This is a genomic window from Pseudomonas sp. zfem004 (assembly GCF_032621715.1).
Taxonomy (GTDB): domain Bacteria; phylum Pseudomonadota; class Gammaproteobacteria; order Pseudomonadales; family Pseudomonadaceae; genus Aquipseudomonas; species Aquipseudomonas sichuanensis.
In genome coordinates this window covers 39,323-66,310 of the sequence record NZ_JAVYJF010000007.1, presented here as the reverse complement: position 1 = coordinate 66,310, position 26,988 = coordinate 39,323, and the positions used below count along the sequence as shown (strand labels likewise).

Here is a 26,988-nt window from a genome sequence, read left to right as displayed (position 1 = left end):
TGGAAAGGGGCAGTGAGATGAATGCAACCACGCGTGACAACGGCAGCCTTCGGCAACGGGACCTGGACGCCCTTGCCAGCGCCACGCACGCCGACCCGTTCGCCGTGCTCGGCCCGCACCCCGATGGTGCAGGCGGTCAGTTTATCCGGGCCTTTTTGCCCAACGCCCTGAATGTGCGCGTGCTGGCGCGCGATGGCGGACGTGTGCTCGCTGACATGGAGCAACAGCGCCTGCCAGGGTTGTTCACCGCGCACATCAACGATGCACAGCCCTACCTGCTGCAGATCGGCTGGGCCGGGGGCGAGCAGGTCACCGAAGACCCCTACAGCTTCGGCCCGCAACTGGGCGACATGGACATGTACCTGTTCTCCGAGGGCAATCACCGCGACCTGTCCGGCCGCTTCGGTGCGCAACCGACCCAGGCCGACGGCATCGACGGCGTGTGCTTCTCGGTGTGGGCGCCCAACGCCAGGCGGGTTTCGGTGGTGGGCGATTTCAACAACTGGGACGGTCGCCGCCACCCCATGCGCCTGCGCCACAGCGCCGGGGTGTGGGAATTGTTCGTGCCGCGCCTGGGTGTCGGCGAGACCTACAAGTTCGAAGTGCTCGGCGCCGACGGTGTGTTGCCGCTCAAGGCCGACCCGCTGGCCCGCGCCACCGAGCTGCCGCCGAGTACCGCCTCGAAGGTGGCCGGCGCCCTGGCTCATGACTGGCACGATGAGCAATGGATGGCACAGCGCGCCCAGCGCCACGCCTACAACGCACCGTTGTCGATCTACGAGCTGCACGCCGGCTCCTGGCGCTGCGAGCTGGACGATACCGGCGAGGTCGCGCGCTTCTACAACTGGCGCGAACTGGCCGAACGCCTGGTGCCCTACGTGCAGGAACTGGGCTTCACCCATATCGAGCTGATGCCGATCATGGAGCACCCGTTCGGCGGCTCCTGGGGCTACCAGCCGCTGTCGCTGTTCGCCCCGACCTCGCGCTACGGCACGGCGGAAGATTTCGCCTTCTTCATCGACGCCTGCCACCAGGGCGGCATCGGCGTGATCCTCGACTGGGTACCGGCGCATTTCCCCACCGACGAACACGGCCTGGCGCGATTCGACGGCACCGCGTTGTACGAGTACGACAATCCGCTGGAAGGCTTCCACCAGGACTGGAACACGCTGATCTACAACCTTGGCCGTAACGAAGTGCGCGGCTTCATGCTGGCCTCGGCGCTGCACTGGCTCAAGCATTTCCACATCGACGGCCTGCGCGTCGATGCCGTGGCGTCGATGCTCTACCGCGACTACTCGCGCAAGGCCGGCGAATGGGTGCCCAACCGCCATGGCGGGCGCGAGAACCTCGAAGCCATCGACTTCATCCGCCACCTCAACGGCGTCGCCGCTCACGAAGCACCGGGCGCGCTGATCATCGCCGAGGAATCCACCGCCTGGCCGGGCGTCAGCCAGCCGACCCAGCAGGGCGGGCTGGGCTTTGCCTACAAGTGGAACATGGGCTGGATGCACGACACCCTGCACTACATGCAGAACGACCCGATCCACCGCACCTACCACCACAACGAGATGAGCTTCGGGCTGATCTATGCCTACTCCGAGCATTTCATCCTGCCCATCTCCCACGACGAGGTAGTGCACGGCAAGCACTCGCTGATCGACAAGATGCCCGGCGATCGCTGGCAGAAGTTCGCCAACCTGCGCGCCTACCTCGCGTTCATGTGGGCCCACCCGGGCAAGAAGCTACTGTTCATGGGCTGCGAGTTCGGCCAGTGGCGCGAGTGGAACCACGACAGCGAACTGGACTGGTACCTGCTGCAATACCCCGAGCACCAAGGGGTGCAGCGCCTGGTCGGCGATCTCAACCGGCTGTACCGTGAGGAGCCGGCGCTGCACGAACAGGACTGCCAGCCCCAGGGCTTCCAGTGGCTGATCGGCGACGATGCGCACAACAGCGTGTACGCCTGGCTGCGCTGGAGCAGCCAGGGCGAACCTCTGCTGGTGGTAGCCAACTTCACCCCGGTGCCGCGCGAGGGGTACCGGATCGGCGTGCCGTTCGGTGAACGTTGGCAAGAGTTGCTTAACAGCGATGCCGGGCTGTATGCAGGCTCGAACGTGGGCAACCTGGGAGCGGTGGCCAGCGATGACATCGCCAGCCATGGGCAGCCCTTGTCGCTGGCGCTGAATCTGCCGCCGTTGGGGGTGTTGGTGATGAAGCCAGCCTGACAGGGCCATCGCGGGGCAAGCCCGCTCCCACGGTCTGGGCTGCCCCAAAAAAGTTGTGTCCAACTTCTAGGGGACAGTCCAAAACGTGGGAGCGGGCTTGCCCCGCGATGGGACGAACCTGCCTACCAGCGCATCCGCACGCCCAGGCTGCCAATCAGCCCATTCAGATCATTGTCATCCACATCGCTGCTGTAATCGGCACTGACGAACAGCGCCACGTTCGGCGTGACCCGCGCCACCAGCCCCAACCCCAGGTCCACCGAGGTCGAGCTGCGCGAGCTGGAGATCTTGTCGACCTGGTCCAGCTTCACCGAGTCGCTGTTGCTGAAGTCGTACCAGACGTTGGTGCGCACATAGGGTTCGATCGGCATGCCACGCACTTCATAGCGCGCCGACAGCTTGGCACCGACCCGGCCGCTCCAGCTTGGCTGACTGTCGAACGCCTGCAAGGTTTCCTCCTGCACCTGGCTGCCAGGGAAGAACTGCTGGTTGATCAACTGCGCCTGGGGCTCGATCACCCAGCCGCCACCCAGGCCGATGGGGAAGCCACCCTCCACCGAGAAGGTCATCGCATGGCCGCTGTCATCCACCCGCTGGCCGGCCTGGGAGCGGCCATTGACGTCGATGCGCGTGCCCATGGCCACGGCGTCCACGTGCCAGCCCTGCTCATGGGTCATGCTCCAGTACACGCCCAGGCTCTCGCCGCTGAGGTTCACCGCATTGCGTTGTTTGTCACCGAGCAAGGGGCGCATGCCGTTGAAGCTGCTCTGCAGGTTGTTGTGGCCAACGAAGATCCCGGCGCGGTGCACGTTGCCTGCGCTGGTTTCGCGCACGAACAGGTCGGGGCCGATCATCAATTGCTGGCTGGGCGCCTCCAGCTGCGCCGGCGCCTGCGCCGTAGGCCGTGGTGCGCCGGGGAAGAACTGCGCCCACTGGCTGGCGATCATGTCGCTGGCCAGCGGGCCGTGGCGCTCGCTCATCTGCGTGGAGAATGCCGAGAGCATCCCCTGGTTGAGGCCATTGACGCTCAGCGGGTCGAGAGAGAGTTGGGGGACCTCGGGCTGTTCCAGGAACCGGGCGAAGGTTTCGCCCTCCTGCAGTTCGAAGGCGAAGGTTTCCACCGGGGTTGCCAAGAGCAGCGACGTGGAAACCGCGCAGAAAAGAGCTTCGAAACGCAGGGGGTTCGAGGTGCTTTTCATGGCGGATCTCCTGTTTTTGGGTGTTGGACAGCACGTTGAACAGCCGAGCAATCTGGCCTGATGTCACGGGCTGTACGACAAAACAGGGGCGACCCAAACCAGCGCGCCAGCCTCTTTGAGCGCGCACAAAGGCGCGAGCTAGAGGCCCGGCACGAATCTTTACGTCTGTTGGTTCTGTTCAGCTAAGGAGAGGACAGGGCTTGCGTCAAGAATGTGTGAAGGCTTTGGTAATGGTTCGTTGAGTAATTCAAGCCATTGAATTTGTGCAGAATTGGCGATGCCATATCGACAAAGGCGATTTCTCGCTGCGCGGCTATGCCGAATCGTTGCTACAGGCGCACTTCCACCGCCAGCGGTAGATGATCGGACAGGTGTGTCCAGGGCTTGTTGCCAAGGATCTTCGGCCCATGGCTGTCGGCGTTGCGCAGGTAGATACGGTCCAGGCGCAGCAGTGGCAGGCGCGCGGGATAAGTGCGAGCGAGCAGGCCGTGATGGCGTTCGAAGGCTTCGTGCAGGCCCCGTTGCCGGCCCAGGGTGCGATTGCCGTGCAACTGCCAGTCGTTGAAGTCACCGGCGATGATCACCGGGGCATCGGCGGGCAGTGCGTCGAGCAGCCTGCCCAACAGTTGCAGTTGTTTTTGCCGATGGCTTTCCAGCAGCGACAGGTGCACGCAAATGGCATGCAGCGGTGGTTGCCCGGGCACGTCGAGCACGCAGTGCAGCAGGCCGCGTCGTTCGGGGCCGGTGATCGACACGTCGAGGTTGCGGTGTTCGATGATCGGGTACTTGGACAGCAGCGCGTTGCCGTGGTGGCCGTCCGGGTACACCGCGTTGCGCCCGTAGGCGAAGTCGCTCCACATGCTGTCGGCGAGGAACTCGTACTGCGAGGTCTGCGGCCAGCCGGGGTAGCGGGAGGCGTGGCGGTCGTGGCTGCCGAGCACTTCCTGCAGGAACACGATATCGGCCTGGGTGCTGCGCACCGCCTCGCGCAGCTCCGGCAGGATGAAGCGCCGGTTGAAGGCGGTGAAACCCTTGTGGGTATTGACCGTCAGCACCTTGACCCGGTGCACGGCCGGGGCCTGGCTGACGCTGGCGAAACCTGGGCTGCCGGCTTCGGGGTTCACGGGGGCTCCTTTGGGACGATGGGAATCCCGTGGGAGCGGGCTTGCCCCGCGATACCGGCACGGCCGGTGCCATCCATCGCGGGGCAAGCCCGCTCCCACGCTACAATCTAGGACCGATTCACCAGGTTCAGGTTCAGTCCTCCTCGCGCTGCAACACCATCAACAGCAACGACCGCCCTTGCACCTCGAACACCGTGTCGAACGGCAGATGCTGCGGCTTGCGCAGCTCCGGCCGGTCGGTGTCGACCAGGCAGCTCCAGTATTCGCCCTGGGGCACCGCCGGCAATTTGAACGGCACCACGTCGTGGTAGGCGTTGACGATCAGCAGCAGGGTCGCCTCGGCCCCGGGCCGGGCAATGCCGCTTTCCTGGGCGCGGCCGTCCATCAGCATGCCCAGGCAACGCCCATGCGGGTCTTCCCACTGCTCCACGGTCATCTCGCTGCCGTCCGGGGCCAACCAAGTGACGTCCTTGACCCCGATCGCCTCGTTGTAGTCGCCCACCAGAAAGCGCGAGCGGCGCAAAATCGGGTAGGCCAGGCGCAGCCGGGTCAGGCGCTTGACGAAGGCCAGCAAGGCCTTGCCGTCCTCGTCCAGCTCCCAGTTGACCCAGCCGATCTCGCTGTCCTGGCAATACGCGTTGTTGTTGCCGTGCTGGGTGCGGCTGAACTCGTCGCCGGCGACGATCATCGGCGTGCCCTGGGCCAGCAGTAGAGTGGCGAAGTAGTTGCGCATCTGGCGCATGCGCAGGGCATTGATCGCCGGGTCGTCGGTCGGGCCTTCGACGCCGCAGTTCCACGACAGGTTGTTGTTGGTGCCGTCCTGGTTGTTCTCGTCGTTGTCCTCGTTGTGCTTGTCGTTGTACGACACCAGGTCGCGCAGGGTGAAACCGTCGTGGGCGGTGACGAAGTTGACCGAGGCGTAGGGCCGCCGGCCACGGTTGTTGAACAGGTCGCCCGAGGCGGTAATGCGCGCGGCGAAGTCGGCGAGCATGCCCTCGTCGCCTTTCCAGAAACTGCGCACGGTGTCGCGGAAACGGTCGTTCCACTCCGCCCAGCCGGGGGCGAAGTTGCCCACCTGATAGCCGCCGGGGCCGCAGTCCCAGGGTTCGGCGATCAGCTTGACCTGGCTGAGCATCGGGTCCTGGCGGCAGGCCACGAGGAAGCCGTGGCGCTCGCTGTAGCCGTCGTGGTAACGGCCGAGGATGGTCGCAAGATCAAAGCGGAAGCCGTCCACGTGCATCTCGCCAGCCCAGTAACGCAGTGAGTCGGTGACCAGTTGCAGCACGCACGGGTGGCTCAGGTCGAGGGTGTTGCCGGTGCCGGAATCGTTGATGTAGAAGCGTTTGTCGTCGGGCTTGAGGCGGTAGTACGAGGCGTTGTCGATGCCACGCATCGACAGGGTCGGGCCGCGCTCGTTGCCTTCGGCGGTGTGGTTGTAGACCACGTCCAGAATCACTTCCAGCCCGGCGTCGTGCAGGTGCGCGACCATCTCCTTGAATTCGGCGATCTTGCCGCTGGCCAGGTAGCGCGGGTGCGGGGCGAAGAAGGCGATGCTGTTGTAGCCCCAGTAGTTGTTCAGGCCCTTGTCGAGCAGGTGCTGGTCGTTGACGAAGGCATGGATTGGCAGCAGTTCGATGCTCGATACCCCAAGCGCCTTGATGTGCCCGAGCAGTTCGTCGTTGGCCAGGCCCGCGAAGGTGCCGCGCAGCGCCTCGGGCACTGCCGGGTGGCGCATGCTGATGCCGCGGGCGTGGGCCTCGTAGATGATGGTGCGCTCCCAGGGGATCTGCACACGCTGGTCACGGCCCCAGGTGAACGCCGGGTCGATGACCTTGCATTTGGGCACGAAGGGCGCGCTGTCGCGCTCGTCGAACGACAGGTCGCCGTCGGGGTGGCCGATGGTGTAGCCAAACAGCGCCTCGGACCATTTCAAAGTGCCCACCAGTTGCTTGGCATAGGGGTCGATCAGCAGTTTGTTGGGGTTGAAGCGGTGGCCGTTCTGCGGCTCATACGGGCCGTACACGCGGTAGCCGTAGACCAGGCCAGGGTGGGCGTCGGGCAGGTAACCGTGGTAGATCTCGTCGGTGTACTCGGGCAGCTCGATGCGCTCGAGCTCCTGTTCGCCGGTTGAATCGAACAGGCACAGTTCGACTTTGCTGGCGTTAGCCGAGAACAGGGCGAAGTTGACCCCCAGGCCGTCCCAGGTGGCACCCAGCGGGAAGGGCATGCCTTCGCGGATGCGCGACGGGGCGACGGAGCGGGTTTTCTTCGGGGTGCGGGGGCTCATGGCGGTCCTCGTGGTCCGTGGGGAGGGGTGTCGCGGGGCAAGCCCGCTCCCACAATGGAATGTGACGCGATCAGAACGTGGGAGCGGGCTTGCCCCGCGATGAGGCCGGTACGGCTTACCTGAGACTCAGCTCGCAGCCGGTTTCTTCACTGCCTTCGGCTTCTTCGCCGCCACCGTCTTTTCAGCAGGCGCCGCCGCCTTCGGCTTGGCCGCCGCCTTCTTGCGCGGCGCGGCCTTGGGCGCTAGCGCTTCAGCCTCGGCCAGCTTGCGGGCCATCTCCCAGTGGCGGATTTCCTGGCCCGCCGGCTTGCCCTCCGATTCCCAGATTTGATAGGCGAATTCGCGAACACGTTTCTCTTCGACACTCATCACGACGCTCCTGAATGCAGTTAGGCATGATCAATCAACACATTGACCGGAAACTCCGCCAGTACGGTGCTCAATTTCAGCTCCTTTGAAGGGCTGACAGCACCGCCACCGAAAAGTCCCGAGCAGTTGGCAGGCGACAAGGCAAACGGCAGGATCAGCCGCGTATCGTCCCAGTTCTGTGCCGGGATCAATGGGGTTGTGGCGTTACCCAGCAAGCTGCCGGCAAGCCGTGGTGCGACAACGATGGCGCGCTGCGCCTCGCCCAGTCGGGCGAAGGCCAGCACCTTGTCGGCGTGGCGCCCCTGCACGTCGAGCGGCAGGTAGGCGCCACGCCGGAACAGTTCGGGGTGGCTCATGCGACAGTCCAGCAGCCGGGCGATCAGTGCCTGCTTGATGCGCCCGTCCTGCCAGTGGCCGAGCAGTTCGGCCAGGGGCGTGCTGGCGTCCAGGCTGGCACGCCTTGCAGCGTAGTCCACCGGGCGCCGGTTGTCCGGGTCGACCAGGCTCAAGTCCCAGTACTCGTTGCCCTGGTACAGGTCGGGCACGCCCGGCGTGGTCATGCGCAGCAGGCATTGCACCAGGCTGTTCAGCGCGCCGGGGCCGGCGATCTGCCGCGCCGCCTCGTGCAGTGACTGGCGCAGCTGCTGGTTCTGCTCGTCCAGCAGCAGGCCGTTCACATAGGCGGCGCAGGCCTGTTCATAAGCCTCGTTCGGCGCCGCCCAACTGCTGCGCAGCTTGGCCTCGCGCAGGGCCTTTTGTTGCCAACGGCCGATGCGCTCGGCGTAGTGGCGCAGGGCGTTGCCGTCATGCAGGTCGAGCGCCAGCGGCCAGCTGCCGAGCAGGGTCTGCCACAGCAGCAGCTCATCGCCCGGGCTGGGCGCGGCGCCATCGTCCAACGCCTCGCGCAGCGGCGCCGCCAGCTCGCGCCAGTGTTCCACCCGGCTGGCCAGCCAGGGCCCGCGCTCACTGAGCACCGCCAGGCGTGCCCGGCAGTCTTCGCCACGCTTGTGATCGTGGGTGGCGGTGGTCAGCAGGTTGTCGGGGAAGTCGCGCAGGCGGCGCTGGGCCTGGGTGTGAAACCAATCAGGGTCGGCACTGAAGCGCTCGGCCTCGAAGCCCACATCGTTGCGCGACAACAGCCGGGCGCTGCGGTAGAACGCGGTGTCTTCCACGGCCTTGGCGGCGGTGGGCGCGGTCAATTGCTGGAAGCGCACGCAAGCGTGACGCAGGTGCTTGCGCGGTCGGCCCGGGGGCAGGCGTCGCCAGGGCTGGCCGCCGAGCCATTGCGCCAGGTACTCGAGCAGCGGCCAGTCGGCTTCGCCCAGTGACTGACGGGCGTCACCGAGTGCTTGCTGGAAGAACCCCTCGTCCTCGGCCGGGCGGCCACAGGCGTTGATATAGGTGCGGTACACCGGGTAGTGCTCGGCCAGCGCCTGCAGCGCGCGGCGTATGGCACCGAGGGTGAGGTCACGGCTCATCAGGTCGTCGCGGGCCACCTGCAGCAAGGCCAGGGCCACCGACTCGCAGTCGCCGGCCAGGCTGGCATTGAGCACCAGGTGGCGCGTCTGGCGCACTTCCTCGGCAAACGCTGGCCGTTCACTGACGGTGCTCCACAGCTCGGTCAGCGGCGTTTCGCCCGCCGGGTCGTGTTGCAGCAGCGAAACCTGGTTCATGAACTCGTAGCCGGTGGTGCCGTCGGTGAGCCAGTCGCGGTGCAGGTGTTCATCGGCGCCGAGGATCTTTTCCACGTAGATCGGGAAGTGCTCCACGGCCGCCTGCAGTGGCCGGCGCGCCAGCAACCCGTCGACCCGCCGGCGCAGGTTACGGCAGTAGCGCCGCGGGTCGGCCAGGCCGTCGATATGGTCGATGCGCAAGCCATCCACCAGCCCGCGTTCGATCAGTTCGAACAGCTTGGCGTGGGTGGCCTCGAACACCACTGCACGCTCCACCCGCAGGCCGCCCAGCTCATTGATGTCGAAAAAGCGCCGCCAGTTGATGTCGTCGGCAGCGGTGCGCCAGCTGGCCAGGCGATAGGTCTGGCGTTCCAGCAACAGGTGCAGGCGCTTGAAGCCGGCTTCGCTGCCGCTGTCGAAGGCGGCCAGAGCGCCTTCGAGGCTGGCCCCGGCGTCGACCACCAGGGCCAGGTCGCGGTGCAGCGCCACGGCGTCGGCCAGCGGTTCGGCGGCCTCGTGCAGGGCACTGAAGTGTTGGGCCAGGGCTTGCAGCCGTGGGTCTTCGGCATGGCCGAGGATGCGCCCGTAGTCCAGCGGGCAGATCGGGAAACGATGCTCATAATGGGCGACCTCGAACCGGCCATGCTCGGCGTCGAAGGTCAGGGGGATTTCACCGTTGAGCAGGGCCACGCCATAGTCGCTGCCGAGGAACGGCAGCAGCAGTTGCCCGGCCAGTAACGGGTCGCTGGAGTGCCACTGGATATCGAAGAACTCGGCATAGGGGCTGCGCCGGCCCCAGGCCAGCAGGCTCTGCCACCATGGGTTGTCGGCGCCGCCCACGGCCATGTGGTTGGACACGGTGTCGAGGATCAGGCCCATGCCGTGTTGGCGCAAGGCAGCCACCAGGCGTTCCAGCGCGGCCTCGCCGCCCAGCTCGGGGTTGACCCGGGTCGGGTCGACCACGTCGTAGCCGTGGCGCGAGCCGGCACGGGCAGTGAGGATCGGCGAGGCATACACATGGCTGACGCCGAGCAGGGCGAAGTAGGGCACCAATGGCGTCGCGTCATCCAAGGTGAAGTCGCTGTGCAACTGCAGGCGCAGGGTGGCGGTCAGCGGCTTCATCGATCACGCTCCCAGGCTTGTTCGCGGGCCTGGGCCAGCACCTCCAGGCGCCGCGCCGCGTCCTCGTCGTCGAGCAGCTCGAGGGCCGTGGCCTTGAAGCGCCGCCGCCAGTTAGGGTGGCCAGCGGTGGTGCCGGGCAGGTTGGGTTGCTCGTCGCAGCCCAGCAGGTCCTCCAGCGGCACCAGCACCAAGGGGGCGCGGGTATGGCCGACGTAACGGATCGCCGCGTCAACCAGCGCCCTGTCGTCCGCCAACGGGCCGTAGTTGTGCTCGAGGGTGCGGCGCAGGCCGTCGCGCTCCAGCGCCCGGGTGTCGCGCCAGTGCCCTTCGGTGCTGGCGTCGATCAGTTGCAGGCGGTTGTGCCAGTCGATGTCACGGGCTTGCAGCCAGCCGGCCAGTGGCGCCAGGTCATGGGTGCCGGTGGTGGCCAGGGCGTTGTCCGGCCAGTCGAGGATCGGCTTGAAGTGGCCGGGCGAATCCTGCTCGAAGGGCAGCACGCGCATGCCCAGCACGGCCTTGGCCGCCAGGCGCTCGCGCAGGCCTTCGGGCACGGTGCCCAGGTCCTCGCCGAGGATGATCGCCTGGTGCCGGGCCGATTCAAGGGCCAGCAGGCGCAGCAGGTCGTCGAGCGGGTAGTTGAGGTAGGCGCCCTCGCGGGCAGTGGCTCCACGGGGGATCAGCCACAGCCGGCGCAGGCCCATCACATGGTCGATGCGCAGGCCACCGGCATGGGCCAGGTTGGCCCGCAGCATCTCGATGAAGGCGCGGTAGCCGTTGCGCTTGAGGCCTTCGGGGGAGAAGGCGCAGATGCCCCAGTCCTGCCCCGCGCGGTTGAGGATGTCGGGCGGTGCGCCGACCTTGAGGTCGGCCAGCAGCTCGTCCTGGCGGCTCCAGGCCTGGCTGCCGGCGCCGTCGGCGCCCACCGCCAGGTCGGCGATCAGGCCGATTGCCATGCCATTGCTGCGCGCCGCGTCCTGGGCGCGTTGCAGGCTGCGTTCGCTGAGCCACTGGCAGAACGCATGGAACTCGACACGAGCCGGGTAGGCGGCGGCGAAGGCTTCGACTTCGGGGTGATAGGGGTCGTGCCAGGCCTTTGGCCAGTGGCGCCAGTCGGCGCCCAGGCCCTGATCCACCGCCTCGCCTTGCAGCACCTCGAAGCGGCAATGGTGTTCGAGCCGTTCGCCGCCGGCCTCGCGGAAACTGGCGAAGTCTGCGCGCAGCGGGTGGTCGCCCTGGCTGAAGTCCTGGTACAGCGCTTCGAGCAAACGGTGTTGGGCCTTGGCGGCGCGTGGCCAGTCCACCAGCGGCTGTTGCTGAAGGTCTTCCAGTGTCTGCGCAAGCCCGCAGGCCTCGATGGCCATGCGCACGGCGCGTTCGCCCAGCAGGGCTGCGGGGCTGGCGTACAGCGCGTTGAGCAACAGCCGGCTGGACGGTGAATAGGGGCTGAAGTGCTGTTGGTCGAAGGCCGACAGCGCGTGCATCGGGCTGATCGCCAGGGCATCGGCGCCGCGCTCGGCGGCACTGCGCGCCAGCTGTTCCAGCGCCAGGCAATCGCCATAGCCGCCATCGTCGGGGCGGCGCAGGCTGTACAGCTGCACCGCCAGGCCCCAGCAGCGCGGTGGCGGTTCGGCAATGGCATCTTCGAGCGCGTGGCAGCGCGACGGCGCCACGGCCACGGTGAAGGTGCGGCCGTCGATGGCCAACTGGTGGTAGCCGATCGGCAACCCGCCTGGGAGGTTTGCCTGGGCATCCAGCACCAGCGTGCGTTGGCTGGCGTCCTCCAGGGTGCAGTGCGCCTGGCTGCCGGCGCTGAACCAGCGTTGCAGGGCAAGCGGCTGGTCGACATCGACGGTCAGCAGCGGTGGCAGGTGTTCGCTGTCTTCGGCCTGCTCGACCAGGCGCAGGCTGCCGGCGATGGCCTGATCGTCGCCAGCGGGGTGGCCAAGGGCCTGCAATACATTGCGCAGCACCTCGTCGCTGACCTGCTGCGGGCGGTTGTTGGCGTCGATCCAGTCGCGGGCCAGGCCGACGCGGGCGGCCAGGCGGTGCAGGGGCTGTTCGCTCATGGCGTCTCCGGTTCTGGGGGCAGCAGGCTGACCACGCAGCTGTGCGCGGCCAGCGTCGAGTCGGGGTGGGCGTTGTCGCTGCTGTCGTACAGGCGCAGCGCCTGGGCCGGCAGTTGCGCGGCCTGGGGTTGGGCATCGAGGTTGAGGTCGATACGCAGCTGCTGGCCGTTGCCCAGGCGCCAACGCGCGGTGAGCGCCTTGTCGCCCAGGACCTCGGTGCCGAGTGCGCGGGTGCCGGGCAGGTGCGGAATGAGGTGGCGTTTGCGCAGGTCGAGCAGCTGCTGGTAGAGGCCATGCCAGCCGGCCAGCACGTCCTTTGGCTGTGGCCGGGAGTTTTCGAAGGTGGTTTCGGCGTTGGGGTCGGGGATCTGTTCGCGCCTGGCGGGGTCGGCGAAGGCGTCGAAGTGGGCGAACTCGCCGCGCCGACCCTCGCGCACGGCATCGGCCAGATCGTCGTGGAAGTCGGTGAAAAACAGGAACGGCTTGCGGCTGCCGTCGTCGTCGCCCATGAACAGCAGCGGGATCATCGGCGCCAGCAGCAACAGCGCGGTGGCCGCCCGCAAGGCCTGCGGCGGGCACAGGCGGGTAAGGCGCTCGCCCAGGGCGCGGTTGCCGACCTGGTCGTGGTTCTGCAGGAACAGCACGAACGCTGTCGGTGGCAGATGTGCCGATGGCTCGCCGCGTGGCGTGCCATGGCGGTTGGCCTGGCCCTGGAACACGAAGCCTTCGGCCAGGCAACGCGCCAGTTGGTCGACGGGCCGCTGTTTGAAGTCGGCGTAGTAGCCTTCGGTTTCGCCAGTCAGCAGCACGTGCAAGGCGTTGTGGCCGTCGTCGTTCCACTGGGCGTCGAAGCCCTGCTGCAACAGCGCGGCCTGGTTGTGTTCGTTTTCCAGCACCAGCCAGATCTGCCGGCCCGGCGCTATCGCTGCGCGCACCCGCTGCGCCAGTTCGACGAGGAAGTCCGGCTGGTCGATGGCGTGCACTGCATCCAGGCGCAGGCCGTCGCAGCGGTAGTCGCACAGCCACATCAGCGCGTTCTGGATGAAGTACTCGCGCACCTCTGGTCGGCGAAAATCGATGGCCGCGCCCCAGGGCGTCTGCCGGTCCTGGCGAAAGAACGGGCTGGCGTACTGGTGCAGGTAATTGCCGTCCGGGCCGAAGTGGTTGTAGACCACGTCCACCAGCACCATCAGGCTGTGGCCGTGGGCCTGGTCGATCAGTGCGCACAGCGCCTGCGGGGTGCCGTAGCTGTGCTGTGGGGCGAACGGCAGCACGCCGTCATAGCCCCAGTTGCGCTCACCGGGGAACTGGCCCAGCGGCATCAGCTCGATGGCGCTGATGCCCAGCGCGGCCAGGCGTGGCAGCGCCTCGGCCACGCCGCTGTAGCCGCCGAACAGACCCACGTGCAGCTCCTGGATCACCGCTTCGTGCCACGGGCGGCCCAGCCAGCTGTGTTGCCACGGGTAGGCGGCAAGGTCCACCAGCTCACTCGGCCCCTGCACGCCCTCGGGCTGATAGCGCGAAGCCGGGTCGGCGACCTTGAGCTGCCCGTCGATACGCAGCTGATACCGCTCACCCGCGTGGCACGGGGCAACGCCGACGTACCAACCGTCATCGACAGGCAACAGCTCGACGGGGCGCTGCCGCTCGACTTCCACGCTCACGCTGCGCGCATCCGGCGCCCAGAGGGCAAAGCGCGCCGACGTGGCGTCCATTACCTGCGCGCCATGCCTGTGCATCGTCCGCTCCCCGCTCAGTAGTGGGCGATCTGGGTCTGTTTGACCAGGTCCTCGTACAGCCGCGCGTAGGGTTCCACCGCCTGGCACCAGTTGAAGGGCTGGGTCATCGACAGGCAGCGCATGGCGTTGAGCAGGTGCTTCTTGCCGTACACATAGAAGGCGCGGCCCAGCGCTTCGCGGTAGCTGTCCAGGGTCGAGTCGTCGAACAGGAACCCGGTGACGCCGTTCTCGATGGTGTCGGCCAGCCCGCCGGTATTGCGCGCCACCGGCAGCGAGCCGAAGCGTTGCGCGTACATCTGGCTCAGCCCGCACGGCTCATAGCGCGATGGCATCAGCAAGAAATCGCTGCCGGCGAACATGCGCCTGGCGTCGGTTTCGTTGAAGCCGATGCGCACGCCAATGCGGCCCGGGTGACGCAGGGCCAGCTCGCGCATGGCCTGTTCTTCCTCGGGCTCGCCACGGCCGATGATGGCAATCTGGCCGCCTTGCTCGACGATGTAGTCGGCCACGCCCAGGGTCAGGTCCAGGCCTTTCTGGTAGACCAGCCGCGAGACCACGGCGAACAGCGGCCCCTTGGACGCGTCCAGGCCAAACAATTCGCGCACCTGCTGGGTGTTGCGCGCCTTGCCGTCCCAGTCGTTGAGGCTGAAGTTGTGCACCAGGTGCCCGTCGGTGGCCGAATCCCAGCTTTCGTCGATGCCGTTGGGAATACCGCCGAGCAAGCCTTGCTGGGCCTTGCTGGCGAGGAAACCGTCCAGGCCGCAGCCGAACTCGGGGGTGGTGATTTCCCGGGCGTAGGTGGCGCTCACCGTGGTGATGTGGCTGGAGTAGGCAAGGCCCGCCTTGAGGAACGACAGCTTGCCGTAGAACTCCATGCCTTCCTGTTGCATGGCGTGGTCGGGGATCGCCAGCTCCGGGCTGCAGCCGCGGCTGTACACGCCCTGGTAGGCCAGGTTGTGGATGGTGAACAGGGTCGGGGTGCTCAGGCCGCGCCAGTGCATGTAGGCCGGGGCCAGGCCGGCCGGCCAGTCGTGGGCGTGCACCAGGTCGGGGCGCCAGTGGGCCATGCCTTCACCGGCGGCAATTTCTGCGGCGGCCAGGCCCAGGCGGGCGAAGCGGATATGGTTGTCGGGCCAGTCGCGGCCGTTGTTGGCGCCGTAGGGGGTGCCTTCGCGCTGATACAGCTCGGGGCAGATCAGTACATAGATCACCAGGCCGTCGGCCAGGTCCATGCGGCCTATCTTGCACGGTGGCAATGCCGCGTGGCCGCCCAGTTCGCCGACGATGTGGATGGGGTTGTCGCTCTCCATCACCTGGGGGTAGCCGGGGATCAGCACCCGCACATCGTGCAGGTGCGCCAACGCCCGTGGCAGGGCGGCGGACACGTCGCCCAGGCCGCCGGTCTTGACCAGGTCGGCGATTTCCGAGGTGACGAACAGGACCTTGCGCTTGTTGGGGTTGTGCTGGCGCTGGGCGCCGGGTGCCTTGACTGTCGGGGCGAGGCTGGGTGGCAGCGGCTCGCGGCTATCCGAATTGAATGCATCTACGTGAGGTTCGACAGCGGCACTGATCATACTTCTCTCCGTCCCTTGTTTTTGCGGGTGTGGGCACCCGTTGCGTTATTTCGTGCTGGTTCTCTCTGATCGTTGTTGCATCTTCGTAGTGCGGTCCTTGCCCGATATCGGTGCGCGCAGGCACGGCACGCTCGGCAATCCGGCCGAAAAGCGTGTGGACGGGTGGGGGTGGGTGGGCCTGGCGTGAGGAAGTCCCTTTGCGTTGGCCTACTTAGCTCCTGACCTGCCCGCATTTCGGAAAGTTCGACTTTTTTACGTCACTTTTTCCGAGCAAAACGCGGGCCGAACCTGGAGTGTAGGGGACGAAAGGACATTCTTGTGACTTGCTGGTCATTTTTCTGATGACCGTTCGTCCCCGCAAACGTTGGCGGTTGTAACAACTTGTGCAAAGGGCATCGCGGGCTGGCCCGCGATGCAGGGGTCAGCCTTGCGGCAGCAGCGAGGAGTGGTGCTGGGTGATCAGCCAGCGCTGGCCGTCCCAGCGATAGGTGAAGGTATACCGCGCCGCCACGCGCTTGCCGGTTGCGGCAAAGTCGAAGGTATACAGCCCGGCCAGGGTCGCTTCATTGCAGCCCAGTTGCACCTGATGGCTGTCGAGCGTGCCGCGCGGGCGTTCGCTGAGGAAATGCGCGAAATAGTCGATGCGGCTTTCCCGGCTCAGGCGTGGGGTTGCGGAAAGCGTGGGCAGCAGCACGGCGGTGTCGCTGTACAGGTCGGCGACCTGCTTGGCGTCGCTGGTTTGCAGGCGGGCGTTCCAGTGATTGAACTGCTCGAGGATTTCGCTTTCGCTGGCGGCGTGGCATTGCACGGACTGCGCCTGGGCGTTGGCTGCACAAAGGGTAAGCAGGGAGAGGGTGAAGCAGGCAGTGAGGCGTTTCATCAGGGGCCTTGTGATCCAGGCAGGCACCGGGATGGGCCTGCGGCGCGGGTCACTCTAGGAACGGCGCCGCCCCTGACGTATCAGAAATTTCCTCAGCGGCTGACGGTTTTTTCGCCTTTGCCGGTTTGCTCGAGCAGGCTGTTCAAGTAGGCCACTTGCTGGCGCAACTGGTCACGCTCGTCCTTCAGCTGGCGCAGTTCATCGCGGCGTACGGACACGTAGAGGGTCTGGGTGGGAGTGGCAGGCATCAGGGTACCCATGAGCACACCTCGCAGGGCTGGCTGGTGACAAATCAAAGCGTAGTCGCTTCACGCGGCGCGCATTCTGAATTCTTTCCCTGGCCATGGGAACTTTTTTGTTTATCGTGGTCTCGCCGTTCGTCGGTGAACCCTCGGCGGGTCCGCTGGACTAATCTGAAATCCTTAACGGCTGTAATCCATTTCTAACGGGAGCGTCACCACATGCAACTTGGAATCGTCGGGCTGGGCCGCATGGGCGGCAATATCGCAAGGCGGCTGATGCGCGCCGGCCACCGCACCGTGGTGCATGACCGCAACCGTGAAGCGATCACTGGGCTGGAAGGCGAGGGTGCGCAAGGGGCCCACGACCTCGGTGCACTGGTGCAGAAGCTCAAGGCTCCGCGCGCGGTGTGGGTCATGCTGCCGGCGGGCGAGCCCACCGAGCAGACCATCGCCCAACTGGCCGAACTGCTGGAGCCGGGCGATGCGATCATCGACGGCGGCAACACCTTCTACAAGGACGACATGCGCCGTGCTACCGACCTGGCCAAGCGTGGCCTGCATTACCTGGACGTGGGCACCTCCGGCGGCGTATGGGGCCTGGACCGCGGCTACTGCATGATGATCGGTGGCGAGAAGGACGTGTTCGAGCGCCTGGAACCGCTGTTCAAGGCCCTGGCCCCCGGCGTCGGCGACATCCCCCGCACCCACGGGCGCAGCGGTGAGCACGAGCGCGCCGAGCACGGCTACATCCACGCCGGCCCACCCGGCGCCGGCCACTACGTGAAGATGGTGCACAACGGCATCGAGTACGGCCTGATGCAGGCCTATGCCGAAGGCTTCGACCTGCTGCGCAGCAAGGGCGGCGACGCACTGCCCGAAGACCAGCGCTTCGACCTCAACCTGACCGAGATCGCCGAGGTGTGGCGCCGTGGCAGCGTGGTCACCTCCTGGCTGCTGGACCTGACCGCCGACGCCCTGGTCGCCGACCCACAGCTGTCCGCGTTCAGCGGTTCGGTGTCCGACAGCGGCGAAGGGCGCTGGACCATCGATGCCGCCGTGGAGCAGGCAGTGCCGGTGCCGGTGCTGTCCAGCGCGCTGTTCGCCCGCTTTCGCTCGCGCCAGCAGCAGGGCACTTACGGTGACAAGGTCCTCTCGGCCATGCGCCTGGGCTTCGGTGGCCACGTCGAGAAGAAAGGCGAATGACCAAACAAAACATCCCTGCCGCTCCGCCCTGTACCCTGTTCCTGTTCGGCGCCAACGGCGACCTGGTCAAGCGCCTGCTGATGCCGGCGCTGTACAACCTCAGCCGTGATGGCCTGCTGGACCGCAACCTGCGCATCGTCGGGGTCGATCACAATGCGGCTACCGCCGAAGCGTTCGCCGAGCGCTTGCATGCCTTCATGCTGGAGCGTGACCAGGGCCGCGAAGGCAGCGAGCGCTGCCTGGACGACAAGCTCTGGACGCGACTGGCCAAGCGCCTGGACTACCAGACCGGCGACTTCCTCGACCCCGCGACTTACCAGGCCCTGGCCAAACGCATCGACAAGACCAGCCACGGCAATGCCATCTTCTACCTGGCCACCTCGCCGCGCTTCTTCCCGGAAGTGGCCCAGCGCCTGGGTGATGCCGGCCTGCTTGACGAGTCCGCCGGGGGCTTCCGGCGGGTGGTGGTGGAGAAACCCTTCGGCACCGACCTGGCCAGCGCCGAAGCGCTGAACGCCCGCCTGCTGAAGGTGATGAACGAGCGGCAGATCTACCGCATCGACCATTACCTGGGCAAGGAAACGGTGCAGAACATCCTGGTCAGCCGTTTTTCCAACGGCCTGTTCGAGTCGTTCTGGAACAACCATTACATCGACCACGTGCAGATCACTGCGGCCGAGACCGTCGGCGTCGAGACCCGCGGCGCCTTCTATGACAGCACTGGCGCCCTGCGCGACATGGTGCCCAACCACCTGTTCCAGCTGCTGGCGATGGTTGCGATGGAGCCGCCGGCCGCCTTTGGCGCCGATGCGGTGCGTGGCGAGAAGGCCAAGGTGATCGGCGCCATCCGCCCGTGGACGGCGAAGATGGCGCTGAAGAACTCGGTGCGGGGTCAGTACACCAGCGGCAAACAGGGGCGCAAGCCGCTGGCCGGTTACCGCGACGAGCCTAATGTCGACAAAGGCAGCCAGACCGAGACCTATGTCGCCCTTAAAGTGATGATCGACAACTGGCGCTGGGCCGGCGTGCCGTTCTACCTGCGCACCGGCAAGCGCATGAGTGTGCGCGACACCGAGATCGCCATCTGCTTCAAGCCCGCGCCTTATGCGCAGTTCCGTGAAAGCGAGCTGGAGCGGCCCAAGCCCAACTACCTGAAGATCCAGATCCAGCCCAACGAGGGCATGTGGTTCGACCTGCAGGCCAAGCGGCCTGGGCCGGAGTTGGTGATGGAAAACGTCGAGCTGGGGTTTGCCTACAAGGACTTCTTCAAGATGACCCCGGCGACCGGTTACGAGACCTTGATCTACGACTGTCTGACGGGTGACCAGACCCTGTTCCAGCGTGCCGACAACATCGAGAACGGCTGGCGCGCGGTGCAGCCGTTTCTCGATGCGTGGGCCAATGAGGCGGGTGAGGTGCATGGGTATGCGGCCGGGGAGGATGGCCCGGAGGCTGGCAACGAGCTGCTGACCCGCGACAAGCGTGAGTGGCACAACTTGGGTTGATGGTTGTCTGCACCGGCCTCATCGCGGGGCAAGCCCGCTCCCACGCTTTGGACTAACCCCAAGGCTTGGATTGGTGTCCAATTTCTTGGGGGCAGCCCACTTTCGTGGGAGCGGGCTTGCCCCGCGATAGCGCTCTCAATCCAGCGGAACGACCACCCTCAACCAGGTATCCAACCTCAGGCCCACCCGCCAAAGGAGCCCGGATGCCTGCCCCCATCGAAGACTACGCACTCATCGGCAACTGCCGCAGCGCCGCCCTGGTCAGCCGCGACGGCGCCATCGACTGGCTGTGCCTGCCACGTTTCGACGCCCCGGCCGTGTTCGCGGCATTGCTGGGCAACGAAGAAAACGGCCGCTGGCGCATCGCCCCCAGTGACCCGGTGGAACACTGCACACGTCGCTACCTCGACGACACCCTGGTGCTGGAAACCCTTTGGACCACCGCCAGCGGGCGTGCCCGGGTGCTCGACTGCATGCCCCTGGGGGACAGCAACGCCATCGTGCGTATCGTCGAGGGCCTGGCGGGCGCAACCGCGTTCGAGATGGACCTGGTGCTGCGTTTCGATTACGGCCGCAGCGTGCCTTGGGTGGAAAAAATCGACCCGCTGACCCTCAGCGCGGTGGCCGGCCCCGACCGGCTGATACTGCGCAGCAGTGTCGAAGCCCATGGCCAGGACCATCACAGCGTTGCGCGTTTTCATGTGCGTGCCGGCGAGCGCCAGGTGTTCAGCCTTTGCCACCAGCCCTCGCACCTGCCCGTGCAGCCCGGATGCGATGTCGATCATGATCTGCAACAGACCATCGCCCAATGGCAGGCCTTCGCTGCCCGCTGCCCGGACGTCGGCCCCTACACCCATCTGGTGCGCCGCTCGCTGCTGACGCTCAAGGCCATGACCTACGCGCCCACCGGCGGTATGGTCGCCGCCGTCACTACCTCGCTGCCCGAGCGCGTGGGTGGCGAACGCAATTGGGACTACCGCTACTGCTGGCTGCGTGACGCCACCATGACCTTGCTGGCCCTGATGAACCTCGGCTACTTCGACGAGGCCCAGGCCTGGCGCGAATGGTTGTTGCGTTCGGTGGCCGGCAACCCCGAGCAGATGCAGATCATGTACGGCCTGGCGGGGGAGCGTGACCTGCCCGAGTTCAGCTTGCCCTGGCTGGCGGGCTACGAGCACTCCCAGCCGGTGCGCGTCGGCAATGCCGCTTCCGAGCAGCGGCAGCTCGATATCTACGGTGAACTCGCCGACGCCATGACCCAGGCCATCAAGGGCGGCCTGCCGCGTCATCCGCGCAGCTCTGCCATCGCCCGACTGATCTTGCCCTACGTGGAAAGCATCTGGCGCGAGCCCGACGAAGGGCTGTGGGAGGTGCGCGGCGGCCGCCAGCATTTCGTGCATTCCAAGGTCATGGCCTGGGTCGCCTTCGACCGCGCCGCCAGCCTGGCCGAGACCACCGAGGAGGACCGCGAGCGAGGCAGGCATTATCGGCATGTTGCCGAGCAGATCCGCGCGGAGGTCTGCGCGCGTGGCCTGGACCCTTCCGGGCAGCACTTCGTGCAGGCCTATGGCTCGGCCGAGCTGGACGCCAGCCTGCTGCAGATTGCCCTGACCGGTTTTTTGCCGGCGGATGATCCCCGCTTTTTGCGCACCCTGGAGCAGGTCGAACAGCGCCTGCTGCGCAACGGCCTGCTATTGCGCTACGACAGCGACAGCTGCAGCGATGGCCTGACGCCGGGGGAGGGCACGTTCCTGGTGTGTTCGTTCTGGCTGGCGGATGTGTATGTGCTGCTCGGGCGTCAGCAGGATGCGCAAACGCTGTATGAGCGGCTGACCGGGTTGTGCAACGACGTTGGGTTGCTGGCCGAGCAGTACGACCCGGCGGGTAGGCGGATGCTGGGGAATTTCCCGCAGGCGTTCAGCCATATCGGGATTATCAATACGGCGTTGAACCTGCACCGGGCGCGGTGTCCGGTGCGGGATAGGGCGCAAGGGGCTGGTCGGGAGGGTGGGTGAGGGCTGCCAGGGGCATGGCGGGGGAGAGGGTGAAGGCCACCAGGTGTTCGCCGGTGTTTTTGCAGCGCCTATCAGATCGAGCGCCGCCCGCGCGGCGCTTCGCGGGTAAACCCGCTCCCACAGTTTATTTCGGGCCAGTCTTTCCTGTGCCATCACCTGGCCCGCCTTGTTGGTTCGACGCGGTTTCAGTGTGGGCGTTGCCGCCGCTCCACATGACTCAAGGCATGCACCAAGGCAGGCGCCGGTACTTTCACAGGAATAATTGGCCCGAAATAAACTGTGGGAGCGGGTTTACCCGCGAAGCGCCGCGCGGGCGGCGCTCGATCTGATAGGCGCTGCAAAAACATCGGCGAACACTTGGTGGCCCTCACCCAATATGAGCAAAATCACCCTACGACAGGCCGTCGTCGAGGATGCCGACGCCATCGCGACGTTGGTCAGCGAAGCCTACGGCCCTTACATCGCCAGAATTGGTCGCGAACCGGCACCGATGCTCGACGATTACCAGCAGGTCGTGCGCGAGGACGATGTGTTCGTTGCCACGCTGGCCTCGCGCATCGTCGGGCTACTGGTCATGCGCCGCAAGGGGCGCGAGCTGCTGTTGGTGAACGTCGCTGTGTTGCCCGCGTGCAAAGGGCAGGGCATCGGGCGGACGTTGATGGACCTCTGCGAGGCTCACGCCCGCGCCGCAGGGTGTGAGGCCATCCGGCTCTATACCCATGAGCGGATGACCGAAAACATCGCGATCTATGCCCGGCTGGGCTATCACGAGACGCATCGGGCCGCGCAGGACGGCTTTGAGCGGGTGTTCATGCGTAAATCATTGCTGTAACCACGGCCAGCGTTTCACTTGTAGGAGCGGCCTTGTGCCGCGAAAGGGCCGCAGCGCGGCCCCAGAATTTCAGCGTGAAAGCAGAAATCGCTGGGGCCGCTTTGCGGCCCTTTCGCGGCACAAGGCCGCTCCTACAGTGGATGTGCAAGCCCGTTTAGTGGGCGCAGGCCTGCAGAGGAACGCCCCCGCTACCTTGCCCTCCCCACCAAAGCGGCCCCCGCACAGGCCGCCGCAATCGCTGCGATCCCCACACATTGCAGCAGGCTCAATGTCTCCCCCAGCACCAGCCAGCCGGCAATCGCCCCAGCGGCCGGCGAGGCGCTGAGCAGCACGCCGAACACGCTCGGCGGCAGGTGGCGCATGGCGAACATGTCCAGCAGGAAGGGCAGGGTGCTGGACAGCAAGGCCACCGCCAGCCCCACGGCCAGTACCGTGGGCTGCAGCAGCTGGCTGCCGGCCTGCAGGGTGCCCAGCGGCACCCCGAGCAACGCCGCCACCAGCATGCCGCTGGCCACCGCCTGGCGGCCATGCATTGCCACCCGAGTACCCAAGGTCACATACAGGCCCCAGGCCAGTGCGGCGGCCAGGGCATAGGCCACGCCGCGCAGGTCCAACCCGTCTGCACCGGCACCCCAGGGCAGCAGCACCAGGCCGAATACCGACAGGGCGATCCACAGCAAGTCGATGCGCCGCCGCGAGTTCAACAATGCGACGCCCAGTGGGCCGATCACTTCGATCGACACCGCGATGCCCACCGGGATGTACAAAAAAGCCCGGTAGATCAGCAGGTTCATCAAACCCATCATCAGCCCGTAGCCGACCAGGTCGCGCAGGTTGGCCTGGCGCCAGATGCGCCACGGGCGCAGCACTATCAGTAGAATCAGCGCCGAGAGGCCCAGGCGCAGCGCAGCCACGCCTTCCGGCCCCACCAGTGGGAAGATGGCCTTGCCGACGGCGGCGCCCGATTGCACTGACACCAGCCCCAGCAGGGCAGCAAGGATGGGGGTGAATGCCCCCGGGTTGGCTTGGCGCACAACGACCTCCACGCAGATTCGTGGCAGGATTCTACTGCGCCGGCCCCGAAGCATTGGCTGTATAACGCGCCGCAGGATGAGTGAATTGCTTTTTTCGGACCCTGAACATGAATGATTTGCCCAAGCGCCCGCTCGACAGCTTCGACCAGGCGATCCTGCGCATGCTGCAACAGGACAACAAGACCTCGCAGCGGGTGATCGCCGAGGCCATCGGCCTGTCGACCCCCGCCGTGCAGCGGCGCATCACCCAGCTCGAAGCCAGTGGGGTGATTCTTGCCAATACTGCCGTCATCGCCCCGGAGGCGCTGGGCCAAGAGCTCACCGCCATCGTCGAGTCGCGCCTGTGCGACGACCGCTCGCTGGTGATGGACCGCGCCAAGCGCTACTTCGCCAGCGTGCCCGAGGTGCAGCAGTGCTACTTCGTCAGCGGCGGGGTGTCATTCATCATCGTCATGCTGGCGCGCAACGTCGCGCATTTCGAAAAGCTGGTCCGGCAGCATTTTGCCGACAACGACGATATCCAGACCTACCGCACGCTGATCGTGCTGGACAAGGTCAAGGTAGGGTTGGAGGTGGCGTTCCAGGCTGATGCCGGGTAGCAACAATGTATGTGACGCATTGAGTCACACATGATACTTTGCTGTCTGTGACTCGTGGGGTCACACTCGCGCCTCTCGCACTGAACGGATACGGCGCGCCCCATGATCATCAGCTTTCGCCACAAAGGACTGCGGCTTTTCCACGAAACGGGCAACACCCGCGGCATCCAGGCTGCCCACGCCCAGCGCTTGAGGCGCCAACTGCAGTTTCTCGACAGCGCTCTCGTCGCTGACGACATGAGTGTGCCGGGCTGGCAGTTGCACCCGCTCAAGGGCGAGCTGGCCGGCTTCTGGTCGGTCAGCGTGTCAGGCAACTGGCGGGTGGTGTTTCGGTTTTCGGGTTTTGATGTCGAATTGGTCGATTACCTCGACTATCACTGATCAGGAGGCTTTCCATGGCTATGTTCAACCCGCCTCACCCCGGTGAAACCCTGCGCGAGGATGTGCTGCCCGCATTGGGCCTGACGGTAAAGGCCTTCGCTGCGCACCTGGGGTTTTCCCGCGAAGCGCTGTCCCGTGTACTGCATGGCCGGGCGGCGGTCTCTCCCGACCTCGCCGTGCGCCTGGAGATGGCCGGCATCAGCACCGCGCGGCTGTGGCTGACCATTCAGGTCGACTACGACATCTGGCAGGCGCGGCAGCGCCAGCAACCGGTGATCACGCGGCTTCATCAGGCTGCCTGAAAACGCCAAGCCCGGGACGAACGCCTCGGGCTTTCTTCCTACACGATGTAACGAATTGACTGGCTCTCTTGCTGGTCTTTAGCTGCATGACTTTTCAGAAGTGAACCACTTTTCCGACTCACCTATGGAAGATGAGTCGGCACTATGGAATGCACCGCTTCACAAGAAACTACCCGTAACGACGCTCTGCGCGACACGCCCCTACCTGCTGTCCACACCACAACCCACGGCCTGCCGCTGGACGAGCGCTTCGCCACCTGGCGCCTGACCGCCGATGCGCTGTTCAGCGCCAGCGCAGCAGGCGAGGGCGCTTTCGACGCATCGTTGCAGGTCTTTCACTTCAATCGCTTTCTGCTGTGCAGCGGCCATTTGGACGGCGCCCGCTATCGGCGCGACCACCTGCGCCTGCGATGCTGCGACCTCGACCATTACCTGTTGCACATACCGCTGCAGCGAGGGCTGGTGGCGGGTAACAGGCTGCGGGTACGGCCGGGCGATGTGGCAGTGCTCGACCTGACGCAGCCGGCGGACTTGCGCACCGCGGCAGGCGAGGGCATAAGCCTGTTGGTTCCGCGTACGGCGCTGTTGGCGTTCGAGGCAAACCAGTTGCACGGCCTGGTCCTGCGCCGAGGCAGCGCGAACGGCCGCTTGCTGGCCGGCGTACTCAAGGCGTTGGCCGTGGCGGCGCCGGGCCTTGGCCAGGATGATGGCGTGCGCCTGAGCCTGCCGATACTGGCGGTGGTGGCTGCATGCCTGGCCAAGGAGGCCGGCAGCCGACCTGCCACTGCACAGCCTGGACCGACTACCTTGGGCCGCCGGGCACGTTTGTACATCGAGCACAACCTGCACCGCGACGACCTCAGCCCCGCCGTGCTGGCCAAGGCCTTGGCCACCTCGCGCAGCCAGCTTTACCGGGCGTTCGAGCGTTTCGGCGGGGTGCGCCATTACGTGCTGCAACGCCGCTTGCGGCGTTGCCTGCTGGCCTTCGGCGAAGCCGGCAATGGGGACCGGCGCATTGGCGACGTGGCCTACGCCAACGGTTTTGCTGATGAGGCCCACTTCAGCCGGGTGTTCCGCAAAGCGTTCGGCCTGTCCCCGACTTCGGCGCGCACGGCGCTTCAGCGCGGCGAGTTGCCAACCCATGCCCGGCTTATGGCGCCGATCGGTGAAGGGCCCGTGCTTGCGCAGTGGATCAGCGAGCTGGCCTGCCATTGAGACAACGTGCCAGCGCTACCTGTTTTGGGACGTACAGCCAGGTTTTCGGGACGTGCGCCTCAGGACACCCCGCGGGCCTGCTCGTAACCTGAGCTCACCCGGTAACCCAACCCTTCCTCCAGCCGGTGCCGTCCCTGGTGCGTGAAAGCCCCAGTGTGCAGGCTCAGCGAAGTCGCCAGGATGGCATCGGTACCCAACGTGACAAGGAGCGTCTGACGTGGCGAACCAATCCCTTCACCATCTCATCCAGAGCATCGCCGGCGCGGTCGCCGAGGCGCAGGACAAGATCCAGCGCTTCCAGGTGTCCACCGTGCGCCAGTACTTCGACGAAGACAATCGGCCGATCAGCATCGATGTGCGCCTGCCCTCGCATTCGCCTGAGGCGAAGGACGGCGAAGAGCGTGTGGTGCGCGTGCCGCTGCTGTCCCTCGTGGGAGCTCGGCTGATGTCGGTTAAAGACATGGAGATCTCGTTCGAAGTTGGCCTGAACGCCGACGACGGAACCGTCGCTGCCGCCCCAGGCGATGACGGCTCGGGTTGGCCGAGCGAGTCCCACACGCCTCTGAACGTCGATATGGGCGTTCGCCGCAATGGTGAAGGCGGGCCGCTGGCGCGCGTCACCCTCAAAGTCGAAACTCAGCCCCCTTCGGAGGGGATGGCTCGGCTGTTGCAACACCTCGATAAATTGATCTGATCCAGGAAGGAGAAACAAACATGGCTAACTTCTCGATGGGTGACCAGTTCCGCGGCCTGCCCATGGGCGACCTGATCGGCGGCCCGTTGACCGCCGCCTGCGATGCACAGGTACGCCTGGCCAATGCCACCGCCGACTTCATCAAGGTGATCGGCTTCCTGCCACCGCCACCTGACCCCAACAACACCGACCCCAACGCAGTGGGCGACGTGCGCACGGTCAGCTTCCGTTTCGACCGCCCCTCCACCAGCAAGCCCGACGACGGCACCATCCCGATGGAGCGGGTAGAGCTTGAAGTACCGCTGCTGGCGGTGGTCAAGGTGCCGAACCTGTCGATCAACAAGGTGGATATCACCTTCGACATGGAAGTGAAGAACTCCGAGCAGTCACGCGAGGCCACCGACGCGCAAGCGGCGATGTCGGCCGAGGCCAGTGTCGGCTGGGGGCCGTTCAGCGCCAAGGTCAACATTTCGGGCTCGGTGTCCTCGCACAAGGAGAACACCCGCTCGACCGACCAGTCGGCCAAGTACCACGTCGAGGTCCACGCGGCCGACGACGGCATGCCCGAAGGCCTGGCGCGGGTGCTCGACATGATTGCCCAGTCGGTTGCGCCAAAAGCCATCACCCAGCAGTAAGGGGCGGCGGCACACTGCCAACCGCCTGATTGCTTGAGCGTTGACAGGGGTTGGCCGTCAGTCTTTTCCG

Annotated in this window: 22 protein-coding genes; 11 read left to right on the top strand and 11 right to left on the bottom strand. The window is 65.9% G+C overall.

The features are described from left to right. Positions 1–17: 17 nt before the first annotated feature. The gene (glgB, locus tag RTH46_RS09685; protein WP_316905556.1) at positions 18–2,228 is read left to right on the top strand and encodes a 1,4-alpha-glucan branching protein GlgB; all 2,211 of its coding nucleotides are present in this window, start codon (positions 18–20) and stop codon (positions 2,226–2,228) included. A 122-nt stretch (positions 2,229–2,350) separates the two neighbouring features. On the opposite strand, the gene RTH46_RS09680 is transcribed toward glgB, so the two are convergent. The 10 genes from RTH46_RS09680 to RTH46_RS09635 form a co-directional block, all read right to left on the bottom strand. Continuing rightward, entirely contained in the window at positions 2,351–3,427 is a 1,077-nt protein-coding gene (locus tag RTH46_RS09680; protein WP_279846977.1) for an autotransporter outer membrane beta-barrel domain-containing protein, read from the bottom strand. Positions 3,428–3,756: 329 nt separating this feature from the next. After that, positions 3,757–4,551, bottom strand: a complete 795-nt coding sequence (locus RTH46_RS09675; RefSeq protein ID WP_153786531.1) for an endonuclease/exonuclease/phosphatase family protein — start codon at positions 4,549–4,551, stop codon at positions 3,757–3,759. A 133-nt stretch (positions 4,552–4,684) separates the two neighbouring features. After that, the gene (glgX, locus tag RTH46_RS09670; protein ID WP_316905555.1) at positions 4,685–6,838 is read right to left on the bottom strand and encodes a glycogen debranching protein GlgX; all 2,154 of its coding nucleotides are present in this window, start codon (positions 6,836–6,838) and stop codon (positions 4,685–4,687) included. A gap of 126 nt (positions 6,839–6,964) precedes the next feature. After that, positions 6,965–7,210 carry a DUF2934 domain-containing protein gene (locus RTH46_RS09665; RefSeq protein ID WP_316905554.1) on the bottom strand — a complete coding sequence of 82 codons (246 nt, stop codon included), beginning with the start codon at positions 7,208–7,210 and terminating at the stop codon, positions 6,965–6,967. Between the two features lie 17 nt (positions 7,211–7,227). Beyond that, on the bottom strand, positions 7,228–10,002 hold the full coding sequence (locus RTH46_RS09660; protein ID WP_316905553.1) for a malto-oligosyltrehalose synthase: 2,775 nt from the start codon (positions 10,000–10,002) through the stop codon (positions 7,228–7,230). Further along, the gene (malQ, locus tag RTH46_RS09655) at positions 9,999–12,068 is read right to left on the bottom strand and encodes a 4-alpha-glucanotransferase (protein WP_316905552.1); all 2,070 of its coding nucleotides are present in this window, start codon (positions 12,066–12,068) and stop codon (positions 9,999–10,001) included. Before malQ ends, RTH46_RS09660 begins: the two co-directional genes overlap by 4 nt. Further along, positions 12,065–13,807 carry a malto-oligosyltrehalose trehalohydrolase gene (gene treZ / locus RTH46_RS09650; protein ID WP_316905551.1) on the bottom strand — a complete coding sequence of 581 codons (1,743 nt, stop codon included), beginning with the start codon at positions 13,805–13,807 and terminating at the stop codon, positions 12,065–12,067. The genes malQ and treZ overlap by 4 nt, the downstream gene beginning before the upstream one ends. A 14-nt stretch (positions 13,808–13,821) precedes the next feature. Next, positions 13,822–15,381, bottom strand: coding sequence for a glycogen synthase GlgA (glgA, locus tag RTH46_RS09645; RefSeq protein ID WP_316905550.1), 1,560 nt, complete (start codon positions 15,379–15,381; stop codon positions 13,822–13,824). Positions 15,382–15,802: 421 nt separating this feature from the next. Continuing rightward, positions 15,803–16,261 (bottom strand): DUF4440 domain-containing protein, encoded by a 459-nt coding sequence (locus RTH46_RS09640; RefSeq protein ID WP_153786524.1) that lies wholly within the window; start codon positions 16,259–16,261, stop codon positions 15,803–15,805. 92 nt (positions 16,262–16,353) lie between these two features. Then, positions 16,354–16,521 (bottom strand): DUF6026 family protein, encoded by a 168-nt coding sequence (locus tag RTH46_RS09635; RefSeq protein ID WP_178125800.1) that lies wholly within the window; start codon positions 16,519–16,521, stop codon positions 16,354–16,356. Positions 16,522–16,722: 201 nt separating this feature from the next. Here RTH46_RS09635 and gnd point away from each other — a divergent pair, with 201 nt between their 5' ends. The 4 genes from gnd (at position 16,723) to RTH46_RS09615 (ending at position 22,058) form a co-directional block, all read left to right on the top strand. Further along, positions 16,723–17,706: a phosphogluconate dehydrogenase (NAD(+)-dependent, decarboxylating) gene (gnd, locus tag RTH46_RS09630; RefSeq protein ID WP_153786523.1), complete on the top strand. Its 984-nt coding sequence runs from the start codon at positions 16,723–16,725 to the stop codon at positions 17,704–17,706. After that, complete coding sequence (gene zwf / locus RTH46_RS09625) at positions 17,703–19,211, top strand: glucose-6-phosphate dehydrogenase (RefSeq protein WP_316905549.1); 1,509 nt, start codon at positions 17,703–17,705, stop codon at positions 19,209–19,211. Before gnd ends, zwf begins: the two co-directional genes overlap by 4 nt. Positions 19,212–19,414: 203 nt before the next feature. Next, positions 19,415–21,226 (top strand): glycoside hydrolase family 15 protein, encoded by a 1,812-nt coding sequence (locus RTH46_RS09620; RefSeq protein ID WP_316905548.1) that lies wholly within the window; start codon positions 19,415–19,417, stop codon positions 21,224–21,226. 376 nt (positions 21,227–21,602) lie between these two features. After that, on the top strand, positions 21,603–22,058 hold the full coding sequence (locus tag RTH46_RS09615) for a GNAT family N-acetyltransferase (RefSeq protein WP_316905547.1): 456 nt from the start codon (positions 21,603–21,605) through the stop codon (positions 22,056–22,058). A 188-nt stretch (positions 22,059–22,246) separates the two neighbouring features. On the opposite strand, the gene RTH46_RS09610 is transcribed toward RTH46_RS09615, so the two are convergent. Then, positions 22,247–23,092 carry an EamA family transporter gene (locus RTH46_RS09610; protein ID WP_316905546.1) on the bottom strand — a complete coding sequence of 282 codons (846 nt, stop codon included), beginning with the start codon at positions 23,090–23,092 and terminating at the stop codon, positions 22,247–22,249. 107 nt (positions 23,093–23,199) lie between these two features. On the opposite strand from RTH46_RS09610, the gene RTH46_RS09605 reads away from it, so the two are divergent. From RTH46_RS09605 to RTH46_RS09580, 6 genes are all read left to right on the top strand, one after another. Continuing rightward, positions 23,200–23,691, top strand: a complete 492-nt coding sequence (locus tag RTH46_RS09605) for an Lrp/AsnC family transcriptional regulator (protein ID WP_316905545.1) — start codon at positions 23,200–23,202, stop codon at positions 23,689–23,691. Between the two features lie 102 nt (positions 23,692–23,793). Further along, complete coding sequence (locus tag RTH46_RS09600; protein ID WP_316905544.1) at positions 23,794–24,072, top strand: type II toxin-antitoxin system RelE/ParE family toxin; 279 nt, start codon at positions 23,794–23,796, stop codon at positions 24,070–24,072. 14 nt (positions 24,073–24,086) lie between these two features. Then, positions 24,087–24,374, top strand: a complete 288-nt coding sequence (locus tag RTH46_RS09595) for a HigA family addiction module antitoxin (protein ID WP_125463548.1) — start codon at positions 24,087–24,089, stop codon at positions 24,372–24,374. A gap of 144 nt (positions 24,375–24,518) precedes the next feature. Then, complete coding sequence (locus RTH46_RS09590; protein WP_316905543.1) at positions 24,519–25,589, top strand: helix-turn-helix domain-containing protein; 1,071 nt, start codon at positions 24,519–24,521, stop codon at positions 25,587–25,589. Positions 25,590–25,806: 217 nt separating this feature from the next. Then, positions 25,807–26,283 carry a DUF2589 domain-containing protein gene (locus RTH46_RS09585; RefSeq protein WP_316905542.1) on the top strand — a complete coding sequence of 159 codons (477 nt, stop codon included), beginning with the start codon at positions 25,807–25,809 and terminating at the stop codon, positions 26,281–26,283. Positions 26,284–26,303: 20 nt separating this feature from the next. Continuing rightward, positions 26,304–26,918 (top strand): DUF2589 domain-containing protein, encoded by a 615-nt coding sequence (locus RTH46_RS09580; protein WP_110993617.1) that lies wholly within the window; start codon positions 26,304–26,306, stop codon positions 26,916–26,918. Positions 26,919–26,988 lie beyond the last annotated feature (70 nt).

What these genes read in the sequence shown, in the direction of transcription:
- RTH46_RS09620 (WP_316905548.1), top strand. Translation starts at nt 19,415, where the DNA reads ATGCCTGCCCCCATCGAAGACTACGCACTCATCGGCAACTGCCGCAGC.
- RTH46_RS09595 (WP_125463548.1), top strand. Translation starts at nt 24,087, where the DNA reads ATGGCTATGTTCAACCCGCCTCACCCCGGTGAAACCCTGCGCGAGGAT.
- glgB (WP_316905556.1), top strand. Translation starts at nt 18, where the DNA reads ATGAATGCAACCACGCGTGACAACGGCAGCCTTCGGCAACGGGACCTG.
- treZ (WP_316905551.1), bottom strand. Translation starts at nt 13,807, where the DNA reads ATGCACAGGCATGGCGCGCAGGTAATGGACGCCACGTCGGCGCGCTTT.
- malQ (WP_316905552.1), bottom strand. Translation starts at nt 12,068, where the DNA reads ATGAGCGAACAGCCCCTGCACCGCCTGGCCGCCCGCGTCGGCCTGGCC.
- RTH46_RS09635 (WP_178125800.1), bottom strand. Translation starts at nt 16,521, where the DNA reads ATGGGTACCCTGATGCCTGCCACTCCCACCCAGACCCTCTACGTGTCC.
- RTH46_RS09590 (WP_316905543.1), top strand. Translation starts at nt 24,519, where the DNA reads ATGGAATGCACCGCTTCACAAGAAACTACCCGTAACGACGCTCTGCGC.
- glgX (WP_316905555.1), bottom strand. Translation starts at nt 6,838, where the DNA reads ATGAGCCCCCGCACCCCGAAGAAAACCCGCTCCGTCGCCCCGTCGCGC.
- RTH46_RS09580 (WP_110993617.1), top strand. Translation starts at nt 26,304, where the DNA reads ATGGCTAACTTCTCGATGGGTGACCAGTTCCGCGGCCTGCCCATGGGC.
- gnd (WP_153786523.1), top strand. Translation starts at nt 16,723, where the DNA reads ATGCAACTTGGAATCGTCGGGCTGGGCCGCATGGGCGGCAATATCGCA.
- RTH46_RS09660 (WP_316905553.1), bottom strand. Translation starts at nt 10,002, where the DNA reads ATGAAGCCGCTGACCGCCACCCTGCGCCTGCAGTTGCACAGCGACTTC.
- glgA (WP_316905550.1), bottom strand. Translation starts at nt 15,381, where the DNA reads ATGATCAGTGCCGCTGTCGAACCTCACGTAGATGCATTCAATTCGGAT.
- RTH46_RS09600 (WP_316905544.1), top strand. Translation starts at nt 23,794, where the DNA reads ATGATCATCAGCTTTCGCCACAAAGGACTGCGGCTTTTCCACGAAACG.
- RTH46_RS09640 (WP_153786524.1), bottom strand. Translation starts at nt 16,261, where the DNA reads ATGAAACGCCTCACTGCCTGCTTCACCCTCTCCCTGCTTACCCTTTGT.
- zwf (WP_316905549.1), top strand. Translation starts at nt 17,703, where the DNA reads ATGACCAAACAAAACATCCCTGCCGCTCCGCCCTGTACCCTGTTCCTG.
- RTH46_RS09605 (WP_316905545.1), top strand. Translation starts at nt 23,200, where the DNA reads ATGAATGATTTGCCCAAGCGCCCGCTCGACAGCTTCGACCAGGCGATC.
- RTH46_RS09680 (WP_279846977.1), bottom strand. Translation starts at nt 3,427, where the DNA reads ATGAAAAGCACCTCGAACCCCCTGCGTTTCGAAGCTCTTTTCTGCGCG.
- RTH46_RS09615 (WP_316905547.1), top strand. Translation starts at nt 21,603, where the DNA reads ATGAGCAAAATCACCCTACGACAGGCCGTCGTCGAGGATGCCGACGCC.